The sequence below is a fragment of the Arthrobacter sp. C2 genome, from assembly GCA_024207135.1.
GTDB lineage: Bacteria > Actinomycetota > Actinomycetes > Actinomycetales > Micrococcaceae > Paeniglutamicibacter.
The window spans coordinates 4120336-4137670 of record CP042428.1 but is presented as its reverse complement, the minus strand read 5'-3'; the positions used below and the strand labels follow the sequence as shown (position 1 = coordinate 4137670).

At 63.9% G+C, this 17335-nt stretch carries 10 protein-coding genes; 1 reads left to right on the top strand and 9 read right to left on the bottom strand.

Annotation, left to right across the window (positions count from 1 at the left end):
* The 9 genes from FPY90_RS18915 to FPY90_RS18875 all read right to left on the bottom strand — a co-directional run bounded on the left by FPY90_RS18915 (position 1) and on the right by FPY90_RS18875 (position 16138).
* The gene (locus FPY90_RS18915; protein WP_498685622.1) at positions 1–1302 is read right to left on the bottom strand and encodes a sugar transferase; all 1302 of its coding nucleotides are present in this window, start codon (positions 1300–1302) and stop codon (positions 1–3) included.
* A gap of 833 nt (positions 1303–2135) precedes the next feature.
* Positions 2136–4778: a LuxR C-terminal-related transcriptional regulator gene (locus FPY90_RS18910; RefSeq protein ID WP_498682753.1), complete on the bottom strand. Its 2643-nt coding sequence runs from the start codon at positions 4776–4778 to the stop codon at positions 2136–2138.
* Positions 4775–6871, bottom strand: coding sequence for a helix-turn-helix transcriptional regulator (locus FPY90_RS18905; protein WP_498682751.1), 2097 nt, complete (start codon positions 6869–6871; stop codon positions 4775–4777). The genes FPY90_RS18910 and FPY90_RS18905 overlap by 4 nt, the downstream gene beginning before the upstream one ends.
* A gap of 152 nt (positions 6872–7023) precedes the next feature.
* On the bottom strand, positions 7024–9783 hold the full coding sequence (locus FPY90_RS18900; RefSeq protein ID WP_498682749.1) for a helix-turn-helix transcriptional regulator: 2760 nt from the start codon (positions 9781–9783) through the stop codon (positions 7024–7026).
* A 144-nt stretch (positions 9784–9927) separates the two neighbouring features.
* The gene (locus FPY90_RS18895; protein WP_498682747.1) at positions 9928–11736 is read right to left on the bottom strand and encodes an ABC-F family ATP-binding cassette domain-containing protein; all 1809 of its coding nucleotides are present in this window, start codon (positions 11734–11736) and stop codon (positions 9928–9930) included.
* Between the two features lie 18 nt (positions 11737–11754).
* A complete protein-coding gene (locus FPY90_RS18890) occupies positions 11755–12696 on the bottom strand; it encodes a 4-(cytidine 5'-diphospho)-2-C-methyl-D-erythritol kinase (protein WP_071215474.1) in 942 nt (313 codons plus the stop codon).
* Positions 12693–13574 (bottom strand): 16S rRNA (adenine(1518)-N(6)/adenine(1519)-N(6))-dimethyltransferase RsmA, encoded by an 882-nt coding sequence (gene rsmA / locus FPY90_RS18885; RefSeq protein ID WP_498682745.1) that lies wholly within the window; start codon positions 13572–13574, stop codon positions 12693–12695. The genes FPY90_RS18890 and rsmA overlap by 4 nt, the downstream gene beginning before the upstream one ends.
* A gap of 185 nt (positions 13575–13759) precedes the next feature.
* Positions 13760–14857: a resuscitation-promoting factor gene (locus FPY90_RS18880; protein WP_498682744.1), complete on the bottom strand. Its 1098-nt coding sequence runs from the start codon at positions 14855–14857 to the stop codon at positions 13760–13762.
* Between the two features lie 321 nt (positions 14858–15178).
* Positions 15179–16138, bottom strand: a complete 960-nt coding sequence (locus tag FPY90_RS18875) for a TatD family hydrolase (RefSeq protein ID WP_498682742.1) — start codon at positions 16136–16138, stop codon at positions 15179–15181.
* Between the two features lie 184 nt (positions 16139–16322).
* Here FPY90_RS18875 and FPY90_RS18870 point away from each other — a divergent pair, with 184 nt between their 5' ends.
* Positions 16323–17303, top strand: coding sequence for an AAA family ATPase (locus FPY90_RS18870; protein ID WP_498682740.1), 981 nt, complete (start codon positions 16323–16325; stop codon positions 17301–17303).
* Positions 17304–17335 lie beyond the last annotated feature (32 nt).

Below are 17335 nucleotides of genomic sequence, written 5' to 3'. Positions count from 1 at the left end.
TTAGTATGCACCTTCCGGTTTGATCATGACCTTCACGGTCCGCCACATGATCATGAGGTCCCCGGTCACCGACCAGTTCTCCACGTAGTACAAATCGAGGCGGATGCTTTCATCCATTGGCAGGTCCGAACGTCCGCGGGTCTGCCACAGTCCCGTGACGCCTGGCTTGATGTACAGGCGACGTTCGGTGGCTCCTTCGTACTGGGCCACTTCGCTCGCCAAGGGCGGACGGGGACCCACCAAGGACATGTCGCCCTTGAGGACGTTAAACAGCTGGGGCAATTCATCGAGAGAATACTTGCGCATCCATCTGCCCGCGCCGGTGATCCTCGGGTCGGCCTTGTGCTTGAAGAGGTAGCCGTGGCCCTCGTTTTCGCCTTGGAGGCTTTCCAGCTGGTCCTCGGCATCAACCACCATCGAGCGGAACTTGTACATCTTGAACGGTTCCCCGCTGCGGCCGACCCGATACTGGGAGAAGAAGGCCGGGCCTTCGCTGTCTTTCCTGACGATGATTGCCAGGACGGCCAGGACCGGGGCGAGCAGGATCAGCGCGGTCCCCGACAAGACGATGTCCATGGCGCGTTTCACCACGTGGTGCCCGCCGTCGAAGTTGGGCAGGTCCACATGCATCAGTGGCAGGCCCTCGACCGGGCGCATCCTGATACGGGGGCCGGCGACATTCGTCAGGCTCGAGACCAGGATGATCTGGGTGCGTGATTCTTCCAAACGCCATCCCAGCTTGCGGATCTCTTCATTGCCGGCACGCAGCGAACCGGCGACGATGACGGCATCGGCCCCCGTGCTGGCCACCACGTTTTCCAGGTTGGCCAGGCCCGCGCGTTGCAGGTAGGCCGCACCGTGCCCGGGCACAACCTCTTCGTCATAAACCGCGCCTACGACCTTGTAGGCTGCACCGGAGTGCTGGGCGAGCCGTTCGGTGACATATCGGATATCCGGGATCTGGCCGACGACCACGACGTGCGACAGGTAGTGCCCGGACTTGGTGCTTTGCCGCGTCAACCACTGGCGCCAGAGCCACCGTTCCAGCAGCAGCGCCAGCAGCCCGACGGGGTAGACGGCCAAGAGGATCCAGCGGTTCTCCATCGAGTTGGTGAGGATGATGGCCATGGCGGTCCAGCCGGCGGAGACTGCAGAGGCATCGACAACACGCTTGTATTCCAAGGCTCCTGCACCGATGCGCTGCAATGAGCGGGTTCGATAAAGCGCAAGGAGAAGCATCCAGAACATGGCCGCGACGGCTACCTCCAGCCTCCCCGTGCTCGCGACTCCGGGAAAGGCCATCGAACCGATGGCGGATACCAACACGATGGTTGCTACATCCGTTGCGGTTAGCCGCCACGTGAATCTGCGCCGCCACGCCCTGGCGGGCGCTTCGACCGTAATCGCTTCGGTGCGGGACCGAACATTTGCGCGCACCGGCCACCAATGCGAGGCCGCATCGAATGACTCGTTGATGTTGGTCATGTGAGTGATCCTTCGCCATGAATCGGGCTCATGGAAATTGCACGCACACGCGAATAGGATGCGCTGTACATTGTTCCCCAAGTCCCCAAGTTTTGTCCTACAGGTTTTATCAATTCCCCAATGTCGATCTGTGTCGAGCCTAGTTCTGGCTCCTTCCGGGTACACGCGTAAACGACTACTCGATTCGACTCCACGAGGAGCCAAGTAGACACTCGGGTCTTACGTACGTACCGACCCACAAGGGGCAAGCGGTGGATCCCCGGGCAATGAAAAACCCCGGCACAACGCACCGGGGAGGTTTTTTACGGAAGGAGCCGGCGGTTGCTGGGGGGTCGATCACGCCCGAAAGCGGATCGCCAACCGCCGACTCCAGTCCTGATGTTCAAGTGATGCCCCACTCGTGGGGACCACTTGCCCCCTTGCCGTGTTCCGGCTCCGGAACCGTGTTTCAGGCGGGGGCACCTGACACGGTCTCTGCCGGGAACAGAATCCCTCGGGGTAACTCAAATACTAGGCAGGGGCCGCCGCGGTCTCACGCGTACGTCCTACCTGATTCTCGGCCGGACACTACGCGGTTTCCGGCTCGTGGCTACTCGGTGAAATTCGCGGCATGGCCACGGCGGTGCCGGCCATGAAGCGAGAGCAGGAAGCTACGTTTCTGTCGCGCCCAGTTCTTCCCGGCCGCTGATGCCGAGCTTGGCAAAAACCCGATACAAATGACCTTCCACAGTCCGCTGGGACACCGTCAGTTTTCGAGCAATTTCCTTGTTGCTTTTTCCCTCTCGAACCAACGAGATGATTTCTTCCTCGCGTCTGGTCAAGCTTCTCTCACGCACCACCGGTCGCAGCGGTCCCCAGGCAGTCCCGCCCAGTTCCTGGATCCACATGGCCAAACGACGAAGAACGAGCCCACGGCGGCGTTCATGGCCCTCTGCAGTGAGCTCGTGCAGAGATGAGGCCAACAGCTCCGCGCCCAATCCCGTTTCGCCCACCGAGAACAGCTCTTCTGCCACTTGGTCGATCATTTCCGTCCCCGCCGAGGTAGTCAGCTCGAGTGCCGCCGCCAGTGCATTGCTTCTTTGCGAAACGCCCTTGACACTCAATTGCCGCAGCCGCTCGCACCCAGCGGGTCCGGCGGCGGTGGAAAGCCCCATCTGCCAACGCATCAGCAGCAATTGGTGTTCGGTGTGCGCGTGCCGTTCTCGCTTGGCACGATCAATGAGCTGGTTCAGTCGGTCTGTGTTGGCCGGGGACGATGCCAAGGCCAGATAGCCTTCGGCGAGGAGCTTCGCGTCTTCGTTTCCAAGTCCGTGGTAACCACGTAGTAGCGCGGTTTCCCGGTATTCGGGTATCTGCTGAGCCTCGGCCCCGTGAAGCTGCGCGTCTTCGTAGACCCCCAGAGCCTCGGCCAATTCATGCAGTTGGTCCGGATCGTTGATGGCGAGCTCCGCACGAGCTTCGGACAGCAGCCGTCCGGCGCGTTGCCAGCGTCCCTGCTGAACAGCCGCGAAGCCCGCCCAAAGATGCAGTGTGCCGCTCCAGTGCATCTGCAGGCTCGGATGAGCCGACTCCCGGTACGAGGCAATTGTCCCCACGGCGTCGTAATCCCCCACCGCGATCAATGCCCTCAGCGCGGTTGTCATGAATTGGTAGCCGTCCATCGATTCAACTTCCGAACTTGCGCGAATCAGGTCCACCGCCTCGAGGGCGGCATCGGCCGCTTCAACGAATCTGCCCAGGTCCAGAAGCACCCGGCAGCGCACGTCACGGCAGTTCAGGAATTCCACGCTCCCGGCGATGCTCCGTCGTTCGCATTCCAGGGCATGATCCAGGAGTGATAGAAGATTTTCCCGCGCCCCAAATTCCAGCCACAGGTTCAAGACCTCGATCCCAAACAGGGATTTTTCGAGGGCCCCTGCTTCCTGCCTCGATCCTCCGGAAGCAATGGTTTCGGTGCGTTGCGCCCAATCGCTGACCAGCGAGCCGATGTCGTTGGCGGAATCGCCTTCCTGCCACAGTGAACTTGCCTCCACCGATTTGAGCTCGCTGATCAATGCAAGGTCCGTCGTCTGTGTCAGCGCGTGCCTGATGGTTTCCGTGAGTAACTGGTGTTGTCCCATGCCCAGCATGGAACGCGCGGCAAGAAGCGCAAGGAAGGGGTCTTCTTCCCAAACTCCCGTGAGTTGGCAAAGTTCCCAGGCCTCGATGAAATCCAGGTTCTTGTTGGCAAGGTCAATGGCGTCCACGAATCTCTCGTAGGAGACGATCTCACCGCTTTCGCAGGCCCACAGCAGGGCCTTCGGGGACGTAACCATTTCCGAGACCTGCGATGAAAAGCGTTCCCACAGGGCTGCGCTTCTCCCGGGTGGGACCAGGTCGCGCAAAGCGTGTGCGTATATCGGCGCAGATACCTCGATTCTTGAATCATCGATATAGCGAACAAGACCTGTTCCCACGAGCCGTCCCAAGTTGGTGCCCGAGAAATGCTGAAGTGTCTTCGCTTCGGCGGGTCCTCCCAGGGCAAGGATTTCCAGCGCCTCGGCATCATCAGCATTAAGCCGCTTTTGGATTTCCGAGACCACTGAACTCAGGTGAACGCGATCATTCGCCTGCGGTCGAGTCAGCACTAACCAGTCGGGTGACTCCACGAAGAGGCCTTGTTCAATCGCGGCCCGTAGGAATGCGTCAATCAGCATGGGGTTTCCACCGCATATTGATGCAATCGCCTTGGCCGAGGTGCCGGTGGGCGGCTTCCCAAAGAATCGTTGTACGTGCTCGGCCACTTCACTGGGTGTAAGAGCACTCAATGAAAGGTGACCCAATCTGGCACCAAGCTGGGTGCTGGCCACCACAGTATCAATGTGGCCATCGCCCACGGCCAGCAAGATGAGTTTGATGGTTCCAGCCAAGGCCAATTGTGAGAGCACGAAGGCGCTCGCGGCGTCGAGAAATTGGGCTTCTTCAACTACCACCAACTGCTTGGAACCCGTGGTCGATTCGAGTCGCTGTGTGAGGTAGCGCAGCAGCTCCAGTTCGCCCAGATGTCCATCGAATTCTATGAGCAAAGGCGAGAGAGCCCCGAAGGCACTTTCACCCAGTACGGGGGAACAAAGCAAGTGCACCGCATTCGCGAGTTCCTCTCCCAACACTTCCAGGAGCAACTGCCTCTTTCTGCTTCCGATCGGTCCGGAAACGACAACGCCCGTGGATCCCGTTCGATCCAGCAACTCGCGCAGCTCCTGCCGAAGATCGCGCGCAGGAGCCTGGTCGGGCTCGAGACCGGGAATTCTCATGGGGCAACTCGGTCATCTACCCGTAGTGTCGCGACGAGGGTGCTCAACTCCCGCCGTCCTCCCAAGGCCAGCTTGGAATATATCTGGTAAAGGTGCCCTTCCACGGTGCGAATCGAAACACCGGCGTCGCGTGCGATCTGCTGGTTGTTCATTCCTTGGGCCGCGGCACTTGCAACGAATTTTTCTCGCTTGGTCAGGACCTCCAGCACGGGATTGTCCCGCATCATGAGTTCTACATCTTCGGTGCCCGAACGCACCGCATTTCCCTTTCTGCGCTGCTTCAGCCACCCCGCAACGGCCAACCGCCCCGCGACCGATATGCCGGCAAGGATGCGGTTGGACCTGGGCAAGGCAAAAATTGACAGATCGTCGCCGACAAGAAGGTCCAGCGCATCCAAGACGCTCTTTTCCCGGTTCCCGTTGGTTCCCGCGAGCAGCAGGTCGATGGCTTTTGCCACGTTCGATTCAGCTGCGGGATGTGCGTGAGCGGGAGGCGGTCCGTCGATCGTCGCCCCATGATGCAAGGCGACCAGGGCATCCATTGTCTCGCACTTTGTGGACCCTCGCAGCGGCGAGCCATTGAGGGAAACCGCTGAGGCATCGGCATCAACGGAGGCAAGAAGGTCGCTGAACCACCAGCGAGCCTTGCTCCATCGTTCCTGGAAGTCGAGGGCGTTGCAGGAAGCCGGCTCGTCCTTAGTGCGCAGGTGGAACAGCATCGATTTGACAAGCCAACGGTCATGGCCCGCGTCGTCCTGCTCGAATTGCGCAAGCACCGATTCCAGTACCTTTCGGTCGTTTCCGGGCCTGTCACCAACGATATTCAAGATGCAATTGACCATGACGAGGAGTTCGAATAGCGCAGGGGAGATATTCTCCAAAAATTCGTTGACAATGCATTTCAGGTACGCATTTGCCCGCTGCATCTCCCCGCAAAGCAGGCACTTCCGAAGTTGCACCAGCAGCGCACCCAGGTTCCGGGCAGAGTCTTCAGAGCTATTGGAAAGCTCATTCACCACGCGTGACTCCCCGGCGATGAAATCATGGAAGTTCCCCTCGACGGACAACGACCCGGCATCCACCCCATGGACGTCGACGCGTGATTCCGGATGAAGCACTCCCGCCAGGAGCTGGGAGCTGAGCACCACCAGCTGCCGGTGTTCTCGATCCCGTTGGGCAAACCCCCAGCCAATGAGGTGGTCGAGGTCCATGAGCTCGTCGTTCGCCAGCCCACGGATGTGCATGGGTTGCTCAACTGCAATCCGCTCCAACAAGTTTCTCTGCGAAACGGTGAGAATCGCTATTTGCGACAGGGCCATCGACTCCAATTGGCCATCCCGCGGCCAGGGTCTTGGGCCCAGCACCAAATGTCCCTCGTGGACAAGCAGCTTCCCACTGGCAATCGCATCCTGGCCCAAGGCATACAACCAGCCCGGGTTGCCTTGGCTTTGGCGCCACATGGCCGCCGTCGCCATGGGTGTGGGAACGGCATCAAATTCTTTTTGCAGGGCTGCCTGGACTTCGTCGATGCGAAGTGCCCCCAGCCGGATTTCGCGATGTCCACGACCGCTGCTGACGGGGGCGAACTCAGGCGGCAGGAACTCGGCCTGTTCGGTCAAGACGACCAAGAGAATGCTTCTGTTGTGGGTCATCTGGGCGAGAACCGCCCGGGACTGAGCGTCCAACAGGCGGGGGTACTGCACCACGACCACCGGCCGCTGGCCGTGGGTGGTGACGTGTTTTGAAATCACCCGCATGACATTGGCCGGGCTAATTGCCTCGTTTGCCTCCAGCTGCGCGAGCAGGAAAGCCAAGGCCCCGTAAGTGAGATGCTGCGCATATGGAGTGCCGATGACATGGATCGGCTCGGCCAGCCCCAAATCGTTTCGCTGGATTGCGCGCACCAAGGCCGCCCGATCATCGCCGTGCTCCCCGAGCAACACGATCGAACTGGTCTGGGCATCACCCAGTGCCGTCTGCAGCTCCCTCAGGCCCTGCCTTCGTGGTGAATCCCCAAGTAGTTCGGCAAAGATCGATTGTCCAGATACCTCGGCATTATTCGAAATTTCTGCATGCCAAGAAAGTTCCATCATGCTGTTCACCCGTTCCCCAATTCCGGTTAAACCAGCCATGGACCTTCCCCAAGTACGTCCATGGCGGCTCTGTGATCATCCTACGGCGTCTCTACGGACCACGCATCAGTAGCGACGACACTTAGTCCACTCATTCGTCTTGCCTTCGGTACTTAAGTACTCCATCCCTCAACGGCGACTTCCAGATCGGAACCGGGAATCGAATCCAGAAAAATCTGGATCAGCCCATCGCGGGAACCCACATTGAGTCGCTGGTAAATCTGGTAGAGATGGCCCTCAACTGTCCGAATTTTCAGTTGCAACCTGTTTGCGATCTCGCGGTTGCTGGCGCCGGTGGCAGCTTCCGCCACGATCATCCGCTGCCGCTGGGTCAACAAGGAAAGGACACTGCTTGCCGAGCTTCTCCCGGACACACCCAGAGATGCGCCCGCACGCTCAGAAGCGGCTTTCCAGGGTGTCAATTCGATGTCGGATCCGGATCGGACAAGCATTACCTCAATTGAATCGGTAAATGAGCGAAGGCCCAAGCCGCGAAGGGCGCCGAGCACTTCCCGCTGCAATTCGCGGTTGTTTCCCTCAAGGCTTCGCACCAATGCGGCCACAAGTTCCGCCACCGGCCCATCGATCTGTTGCGCGCATTCAAGCAGTTGGGCGTCGCTTTCCCGGTGGCCCATGCGCAGCAAGGACATTCGCTGGGCCAGCTCAAGGCTGAGGTCGCCGTGGGCGGCGCTCACGATAGCGCCGGCAAGCAGGCAGGATACCGCTTCGCCCGCATGGCCAAGGTGGAAGAGCGCCTCGGCTCGCAACATAGCAATCGTCTGCCCGGACACCCAATCGGCCGCAGCAGGCATGGCATCCAGTTCCGCGAGGTAGCGCTCGGCTGTTTCCCGGTCCAGGAATGAGGCCGCCACCGCCGCCGCGGCAATCGCCAGCGGCAGGTACCCGGCGGTATCTACCGTCCGCAACTGTTCGATCTCGACGGTCATCAGCTCCAGCGCCTCCCGCGGACGGCCGCTCAGCACGCTTTTGAGCGACGAGTACAACCCATTGACATCGGCGATCCGGGGGGATCCCTCGCCACCGATCCACGCCGCAGCAATGAGCTCGAAGGCATTTTTCCATTCCCCGGAGAGCAGATACAGGTCAACGAGATGCAGTTTGATGCTTTGTCCAACGGCCGGCGGGAGCGACTCCTGCCGCAACGAGAAAAGCAGTTCGCGTCCGCGTCTGATCCCTTCCCTGACCTCGCCACGGCGCACCGAGTGCAGGTTCTGGAAGCACTGCCAACTTAGCTGCTCGTGCCTGCCCAGCACTGGGTGGATATAGGTTGTCCCGCCGGTGTCAAATCGTTCACCCAGCAGGAAGCTGGTTTCGGCTTCCATGAGATCGAGCCTGCCTCGAAGCACGAGGAAACCCTCCCGGTTTTCCGGTTCCCCGGAGAGGCACGCATCGATATCGACCCGAGCACGCTTCATTCCCTGCTGGAAGGCATCGGTTGGTGCATCGGGGCTCAGCGACTCAAGAACCGTCGAAGCCAGCTCCAGGCGGATCAGGTCGATTGGGCAGCGCGGATTGCCCCGGGAGCCGGGAACCGGGAGTCCTTCTCCCAGCTCCAGCCGCAAAAGCGAGCGAATTTCCCTTGCCCGTTCAAGTTGACCACCGCGGACCGCCGCGTCCAGCGCCAACAAACGCGCCTCGACCGGAGGGTCTTCGAGCGCCGCCAGTATTTGGAGGCACAGTTCGACTTGTCCCTCGGCGTAGGCCTGTTCCGCCGCCTGCAACCGGAGCCGGGCGCCGGAGTTGATCCCGGAGGCCTGTTCCCACTTCAGCAGGACCAACGGTGTGAGAACCTCGTCGGCCCCGGGCGTGTTGCGTATTTGCTCGAGCAGCTCCAGTGCGACGCCGGGCGGAGTGTCCTCGGCAATGCATTGGTTGCTCAGCCCCCCGCGCAGCCGCACCTTGCGCGCATACATCCCGCGGATCTCCAGCATGCCCTCGGAATAGATTGAATCCACGGCCTGCGCGGGGTTGAGCGCCACCAGCAGGCTAAGCGGGATTTCCTCGGAGAACGCCAGGATGCGCAGCACCCGTTGCTCCGGCTTCGAGAACCGCCTGAGCTTTTGAACGACCAGACCGCGGCTGCGCGGCCCTGGAGGACCGGCAACGCCATGAACCACCCACGAGTTTTCCGCGAAATCAAGATACCCCTGTTCGCGCCAGTCCAGGGTAACCGCAGCGAGCAGGTGCACCTGCCCTGCAGAAGCGCACCACAATTGGTAAGTGGCAATCCGGCTGATTTCTGCCCCCAAGGCCTTGGCCAGCAGGTCATGCGTCATGCCCAGGGTCAACGGATGCAGCCTGACCGGATGCAGGTCGACGGCGGCACCCAAGTCGTTTCCCGCCCCGGGTTCCGTCCCGTCCTGCCCGCCGGCGATGCACAGCAACGAAATGCTGCTCGCCAGGGTCAGTGAGGACAGGAAGGAAACGCTTGACGCTCCAAGCCGCAAACCGGCGGGGATGAAGACCACCACATGCCGGCCACCGGCTCTCGAATCCAGGAGTGTCTTGACCACTCCGAGTTCGTGGAAACGGGCCACCTCGCCGAGCCGTTCGATTCGCCGCAGTTTGCTTGCCAATTCCATGGAGGTCCGATGGCGTTCGGGGTGCTCGAGGTCGACGATGAACGCCCTGTCTTGCAGTTTCAGCATCACGGCGTTGGCAAGGGTACGCTTGCCGACCCCGCCGGGCCCCTCGAGCAAGGCACCGGGACCATTGAGTACCGCCCCAATGGTCTCTTCCAGCAATTCGTAATGCGCGAAAACATCCCAGTCAAAATCATGATCCGGCGTTGTTGCCTGGTCATGGTTCGGTGGTGATGCTGATGTCGCGGTCCCCAAACCGTTGATCTGCACTGCCCAATCACCTTTGCTCCCGTGGATAAGTCTGTCACGGCAGGGATCGGATTGGTAGAGCGGAACGAGTCGGATCGGAGGCCGCGGCCCGGCTTCGAACAGGTGTCCGTCCGGGCCCGATGCCTCCCCATTGCCGCCCGGGGACTACTCCCCGAGCATCTCCGCGGCCTCCAGCCAGGCCAGCTCCAGCTCGTCCTTCTCACCCTGTGCACCCTGCAAGGTGGCATTGAGCGTGGCGACCTGGTCGAACTTCATCGCCTCGGATGCCACGGCCATCTCGGTGTGGAGCTTCTTGATCAGCGATTCGAGCTTGCCCATCTGGCGCTCGACGCGGTTCAGTTCCTTGCGCGCCTCACGCTTTTCGGCCTCGGTCGGTCCGGCGGCCTCCGGGGTCGCGGCGGGGCCGGTCTTGTCCGTTGGTGCCCCGGTGTTGGACGTGCCGTGCACCCCGGCGCGCAGTTCCAGGTACTGGTCGACGCCGCCGGGCAGACCGCGCAGCTTGCCGTCGCCCAGCAGCGCCAGCTGGTGGTCGGTTACGCGCTCGAGCAGGTAGCGGTCGTGGCTGACCACCACAAGGGTGCCGGGCCAGCCGTCGAGCATGTCCTCGATGGCTGCCAGGGTGTCGGTGTCCAGGTCGTTGGTCGGCTCATCGAGCATCAGCACGTTCGGCTCGCCGATGAGCAGGCGCAGCAGCTGCAGCCGGCGGCGCTCGCCACCGGAGAGCTCCTTGACCGGGGTCCACTGCTTGTCGGTGCCGAATCCCAGCTGCTCGGCCAGCGCCCCGGCGGAGACTTCCTTGCCGCCGACCTCGAAGGACATCCGTTCGGCCTTGATGACCTCGATCAGGCGCATGTCCTTGATCTCGTCGAGCTCCTTGACTTCCTGGGTGAGGATCGCGGTCTTCACGGTCTTGCCTCGCTTGATCACCCCGGAGGTGGGTTCGATCTGCCCGTTGAGCAATTGCAGCAGCGTGGACTTGCCCGCTCCGTTGACGCCCACGATGCCCAGGCGCTCGCCCGGGGCCAGGCGCAGGGTGATGTTGTTGAACAGCGGCTTGCCGGTCCCGAAGTCCAGGGACACGTTCTCCAGGTCGAGCACGTCCTTGCCCAGGCGGGCGGTGGCCATCTTGTTCAGTTCCACGGTGTCGCGGGCCGCCGGCACGTCGGCGATGAGCGTGTTGGCTGCCTCGATGCGGAACTTGGGCTTGGCGGTGCGGGCCGGGGCACCGCGGCGCAGCCAGGCCAGTTCCTTCTTGACCAGCTGCTGGCGCTTGTTCTCCACCACGGCGGCGGTCTTGTCGCGCTCGGCGCGGGCCAGCACGTAGGCGGCATAGCCGCCGTCGAACGGATCCACGGTGCCGTCGTGCACTTCCCAGGTGCGCGTGCAGATCTCATCGAGGAACCAGCGGTCGTGGGTGACCACGAGCAGGCCGTTGGCATTGGCGCGCCAGCGGTTCTTCAGGTGCGCCGCCAGCCAGGCGACGCCCTCGACGTCGAGGTGGTTGGTGGGCTCGTCGAGCATGATGACCTCGTGGTTGCCGATGAGCAGCTTGGCCAGGGCGACGCGGCGCTTCTGGCCGCCGGAGAGCGAGTTGACCTCGGCGTGCCAGTCGACCTCGCCGACCAGCCCGCCCATGACCTCGCGCACCAGCGGGTTCGAGGCCCATTCGTGGTCCGCGGCCTCCCCCACGATGGCCTCGCCGACGCTGAGCGCACCGTCGAGCACGTCGGTCTGGTCCAGGTAGGCCACCCGCACGTCCCCGCGCTTGGTCACCCGGCCCTCGTCGGGGCTGATGCGGCCGGCCAGCAGGCGCATCAGCGTGGACTTGCCATCTCCGTTGCGCCCGACCATGCCGATGCGGTCCCCGTCCTCGAGTCCCAGCGAGAGCGAGTCAAGGACGGTACGGGTGCCGAAGGACATCGAGACGTTTTCGGCGCCGAGCAGGTGGGCCACGGTGTGGTGCTCCTTTTGTTAAGGGGTTTCGATGACGGCGGGCAGGATGACGGCGCCGGGGACCGGGCCGTGGACGGACAGCGTTGCCACGCCCGCCTCATCCGAAAGCTGGGTGATGATTTGGGCCGCATGGTCCGGGTTGCGGGCCAGCAGCGCCAGGGTGGGGCCGGATCCGGAGACCAGGGCGTGCAGCGCGCCGGCGGCCTCGCCCAGGTCGCGCACCACGCCGAGTTCGGGGGCCAGGGCCAGGGCGGCGCGGGTCATGTCGTTGGCCAGCAGCGGCGCCAGGGCATCGAGGTCCCCGTCGAGCAGCGCCCCGACCATTGCCGGGTCGACCTCGACGGGGGTGGTGACCTCCTCGTTGGCCCGCAGCCGGTCGAGCATGCCGTAGACCCTGGGGGTGGACAGCCCGTAGGAGGCCGGGACCAGCACCCAGTCGGTGCGGGTGCGCAGCAGCAGCGGGGCCAGCTCGTCGCCGACGCCCAGCCCGACGGCGGCGCCCCCCTGCATCGCGAAGGGCACGTCCGCGCCCAGGCGTGCGCCCAGCCGGGCCAGTTCCTCGCGGTTCAGCCCGGTGCCCCACAGCGCGTTGCAGGCCACCAGGGCGGCGGCGGCGTCGGCCGATCCCCCGCCCATGCCCCCGGCGATCGGCACGCGCTTGGTGATGCACAGATCGACACCGGCGTAGTGCCCGGTGTGTTCGCGCAGCATCAGTGCGGCCTTGACGACCAGGTTGTCCGGGCCCAGCGGGAAGGACTCGGGGTCCGCGACCGCGGTGGAATCGGGGTGCAGGAAGACCTGGATTTCCTCGTCGGCGCGTGCGGTGGCCGAGACGTCCTCGTAGAGCGAGACGGCCAGGTACAGGCTGGCCACCGAGTGGTAGCCGTCTTCGCGGGGCGGGCCGACCCTGAAGTAGCAGTTGATCTTTCCCGGGGCGCGGGCAACGACGGTGTGGGTCATGGGGTACCGGGTACGGATGCGACCTTGGCCTCGGCAATCGCGGCGAATTCGGCGATGCCGAGCTTTTCGCCGCGGGCCTGCGGGTCGACGCCGGCGGCCACGAGCGCGGCCTCTGCCAGCGCCGGGGATCCGGCCCAGCCGGCCAGGGCGGCGCGCAGCGTCTTGCGGCGCTGGGCGAAGGCCGCGTCGATGACGGCGAAGACCTCTTGGCGGGTGGCGGTGGTCTGCGGCGGGTTGCCGCGTTCGAAGCCGACCAGCCCGGAATTGATCTTGGGGGCGGGCCAGAACACGTTCATGCCTATGACCCCGACCTTGCGCATGGTGCCGTACCAGGCGCCCTTGACTGACGGCACGCCGTAGGTCTTGTTGCCCGGGCCCGCGGCCATGCGATCGGCGACCTCGTCCTGGACCATGACCAGTCCGTGTTGCAGGGAGGGGAAGTGCTCGAGCAGGTGCAGCACCACGGGCACCGCGACGTTGTAGGGCAGGTTGGCCACCAGCGCGGTGGGCGCGTGCGGCAGCTCGGTGACTTTCATGGCATCGGAGAGGATCACCGTGAGGTTCTCCGCCTTCTCCGGGCGCATTTCGGTGACGGTCTGCGGCAGCCGGGCGGCGAGCTTCGGGTCGATTTCCACCGCCACCACGCGGGCGGCGGCATCCAGCAGGCCCAGGGTCAGCGAGCCGAGGCCCGGCCCGACCTCCAGCACGGTTTCGGCCGGGTCCAGCTTGGCGGTGGCCACGATGCGCCGGATGGTGTTTCCGTCTATGACGAAGTTCTGCCCCAGGGTCTTGGTGGGGCGCACGTCGAGTTCGCCGGCGAGGCGGCGGATCTCGGTGGCGCCGAGCAGTGGTGGCGGGGTCGATTCTACGGAAGTCACGGTTCAATCTTAGTTCAGGGCCCGCCGACCGCCGACCGGGGCGTTTGCCCCGGCGGGCAGGGAGGGCCGGTTGTCGGAAATGGCCAATGGGCCCCGCCCGGTGTCGGCGGAACCCATTGGTCCTGGTGTTCTTGTGTGCACCGGCGATGCCGGCGCCCCGGGGGCAAGTGCCCTGGGTCTTGGTATTAGCGCAGGCCCAGCTTGCTGGAGCAGGCCGGCCAGTGGCCCCAGCCGCCGCTGCGGCGCAGCACCTCGGCGGTGGCTACCTGCTCGGCGGGGGTGGCCTGGTGCGGCAGGGATGCGTACTTGCCGCCGCCGGCGCCGCGCCAGCTGCTGGCGGAGAACTGCAGCCCGCCGTAGTAGCCGTTGCCGGTGTTGATGGACCAGTTGCCGCCGGACTCGCACTTGGCCAGGGCGGCCCAGGTGGCCGAAACGCTGCCGGGCGTGCTGGTGGACTTGGGCTTCGGCTTGGGCTTGGTGCCCACCGACACCTCGGCGTCTACGGCCTTGGTGGTGAGCTTGTCGCTCTCGAGCTTGCGGTCGGTTTCCTTGCCGTCGCGCAGCGTCACGGTGTAGGTGAGGGTGCGTTCGCCGTCCTTGCCCTTGACCAGGGTCTTCTTGGAGCCGACCAGGGCGTCGGAGTCCTTGGTGGTGTCGGTGCCGTGGGCAACGACCTTGGTCTTGGTGACGGTCTGGGTCTCGACGCGCACGATCTTGAGCTTCATCTCGTCGGTGACGGCGTCGGTGGCCTTGGCGTTGAGTTCGTCGTCCTTGCCCAGGGTGAGCTTGGCTTCTTCGAGTACCGCCTCAACGGTCTCGGCGGTGGTGTTCAGCTTCTTGGTCTTGCCGTCGACCTTGATCGAGACGTCTTTGGGAGTGGAGATGTCGATCGCGGTGGACAGGGAGGCCAGGGCGAGTGCCGGGCCCTGGCCGATCTGTGCCTTTTCCGAAACGTTCAGCTGGTCCACGACATCGGCGACGGTCAGTCCGGTGGTGTGCACGACGCGGTCGACGCCGTCGATGCTCACGTTCACGGACTTGTTGCGCTTGATGTCGATCAGGGCGCCGTCGGCAACCGGTGCATCCAGTGCCGGGGTGACCACGTCGCGGTCTCCCACGGGGATTGCCGAGTCCTTCAAGACATCGCCAACGGTGGCGGCGCGCGTGGAGACGGACTGGCTTTGGCCGTCGATGGCCACGGCAATGGTCTTGCCGGCACCGACGAACATGACCAGGCCGAGGATCAACGCGGTCAAAACGGCTGCTTGCGCGCCGACTTTCACCCAGCGATTCTTAAGGGCATTCTGCACAGGATTCCAAACTTCGGTCGATCCCGGGCACGGGGGCAGCAATGCCACACGGTGGGTGAACGGTTGCCCCCGGCGAAAAACCGGGCGCAGCCCACCGTGTGCTCATTGGTTGGTGCGAGCACAATCCAATTCTTTTTCATCTCATCGATGTTGCGCCGGGGCGCTTGCGAACACGCCCCGTGCAGAATCAAATGCACCCGGGAACCTTCCCCGATCCCGGCTACTAAAGATCAACCGTAACCGAATCGTAATAAGGCCGCAAGCACTTCGTGCTTGCCTTGTGCATGAAACCGGCTAGAAGTCCCCGTAGACGCGCCGGGTGTTTGCGGCCAGGGCGCGGCAATATTCCTCGAGGTCCGCCCCCATGGTTTCGGCCATGAAGCGCACGGTTTGCGGGATCAGGTAACTGGCGTTCGGCCGTCCCCGGTAAGGGTGCGGGGTGAGGAACGGGGCGTCCGTTTCCACCAGCACCAATTCCGGCCTGGCCACCAACAATGCCGCACGAAGGGCGTGCGAGTTCTTGAATGTCACGGTGCCGGAGAAGGACAGGTACCAGCCGTTTTCGTTGCAGATCTCGGCCAGCTGCGCGTCGCCGGAAAAGCAGTGGAAGACCACGCGCTCGGGAAGCGGTTCATCCCGCAGGACGCGCACCACATCGAGATGTGCGTCACGATCATGGATTTGCAGGGCCTTGGAATGCTCGCGGGCAATGCGGATGTGCTCGCGGAAGGAGTGCTCCTGGGCCGGGCGGCCCGGCTCCCGGGTACGGAAATAATCGAGTCCGGTCTCACCCACGGCCCGCACCCGCTCGTGGGCGGCGAGTTCCTCGATGCGCGCAATGGCCGCGTCCAGGTCCCCGGCCTCGGCCAGGCGCGCGGCGTCGTTGGGGTGGATCGCCACGGCGGCCAGCACCCGGGAATCCTCCGTGGCCGCACGCACCGCGAACTCGGAGGATCCCACGTCGCACCCGACCTGGACAACCCCGGGCACACCGACCGCGTTGGCCGCGTCGAGGGCCTGGGCGACGGTGACGTGCACCGAGCCGTCACGGAAGTCCAGGTGGGTGTGGTTGTCCGGGACGCCGAAGGGCAGCGGCGCCGGTGCCGGCGGGTAGGAGAGGTTGCGTTTCTTGCCGTGCTCGTCCTGGTCGCTGCGGTTCGGGGCCCCCGGTTCGTGCCCGGCATCGGGCCGAAGGTAGGCGGTTGGCACGCCCAGGGTGGCACCGAGGTCCGCTTGCTGTTTTGAGACTGGCATGGTGCCTTCTCCCCCTTCGCTTGGTGACCCGGCTTTGCGGGCCGATGGCCGTTGGCCCATCCAGCGTACGCGGCCCGGCACACCGGTGCGCCCCGGCGTGACGCAGCGCACGCCAATGACGGTATCGTTGGAAAGAAGAATTACATACCTTCCACCGTACGGATGCGTTCCAGGAGGACCTTGCATGTCGCTTTCCACCGAGTCCCAGATTCTTCCGGCCGATGAATTCGGCCGGGTCTGCGAAGAAGTGCTGGCCGGTATCGCCACGGTGATCGATGGCAAGGCGGAGGTGGCGCGCACCGCGCTGATCGTCCTGCTGGCCCAGGGCCACCTGCTGCTGGAGGATGTGCCGGGGGTCGGCAAGACCATGCTGGCCAAGACCCTGGCCAAGTCGGTGGACTGCACCGTGCACCGCATCCAGTTCACCCCGGACCTGCTGCCCTCGGACGTGACCGGGGTGTCGATCTTCAACCAGAACACCCACGAGTTCCAGTTCCGGCCCGGACCGGTGTTCGCGCACATCGTCATCGGCGACGAGATCAACCGGGCCAACGCCAAGACCCAATCGGCGTTGCTTGAATGCATGGAGGAGGGACAGGTCACCGTCGACGGGACCACCCACATGCTTGAAAGCCCGTTCATGGTGATCGCCACGCAGAACCCCATCGAGCTGGAGGGCACCTTCCCGCTGCCCGAGGCACAGCGCGATCGGTTCATGGCCAAGATCTCCATGGGCTACCCGGACGCCGCTGCCGAGATGGCGATGCTCGAGACCCACCAGTCCACCTCGCCGCTGGACGACCTGCGCCCCGTCCTGGACCTGGCCTCGCTGCACACCCTGATCAACACCGTGGCCGCGGTCTTCGTTTCCGACCCGGTGAAGGAATACGTGGTGGCCCTGGGGCGGGCCACCCGCGAGCACGCCGACATCCGCCTGGGCGCCTCCCCGCGGTCCCTGCTGCAGCTGCTGCGCGCCGCCAAGGCCGAGGCCGCACTCAACGCCCGGGACTACGTGTTGCCCGAGGACGTGCGAAACATCGCCGCGAAGGTCCTGGGGCACCGGCTGATCCTGCACCGGAGGGCCGAGGCCGCCGGCTCGAACGCCGAATCGATCCTGGTGTCCATCCTCAACGCGATACCGGTGCGCGCCGGGGCACGCGGCTAGCCGGTACATCACAGGCCAAGGCAGCGACCTCC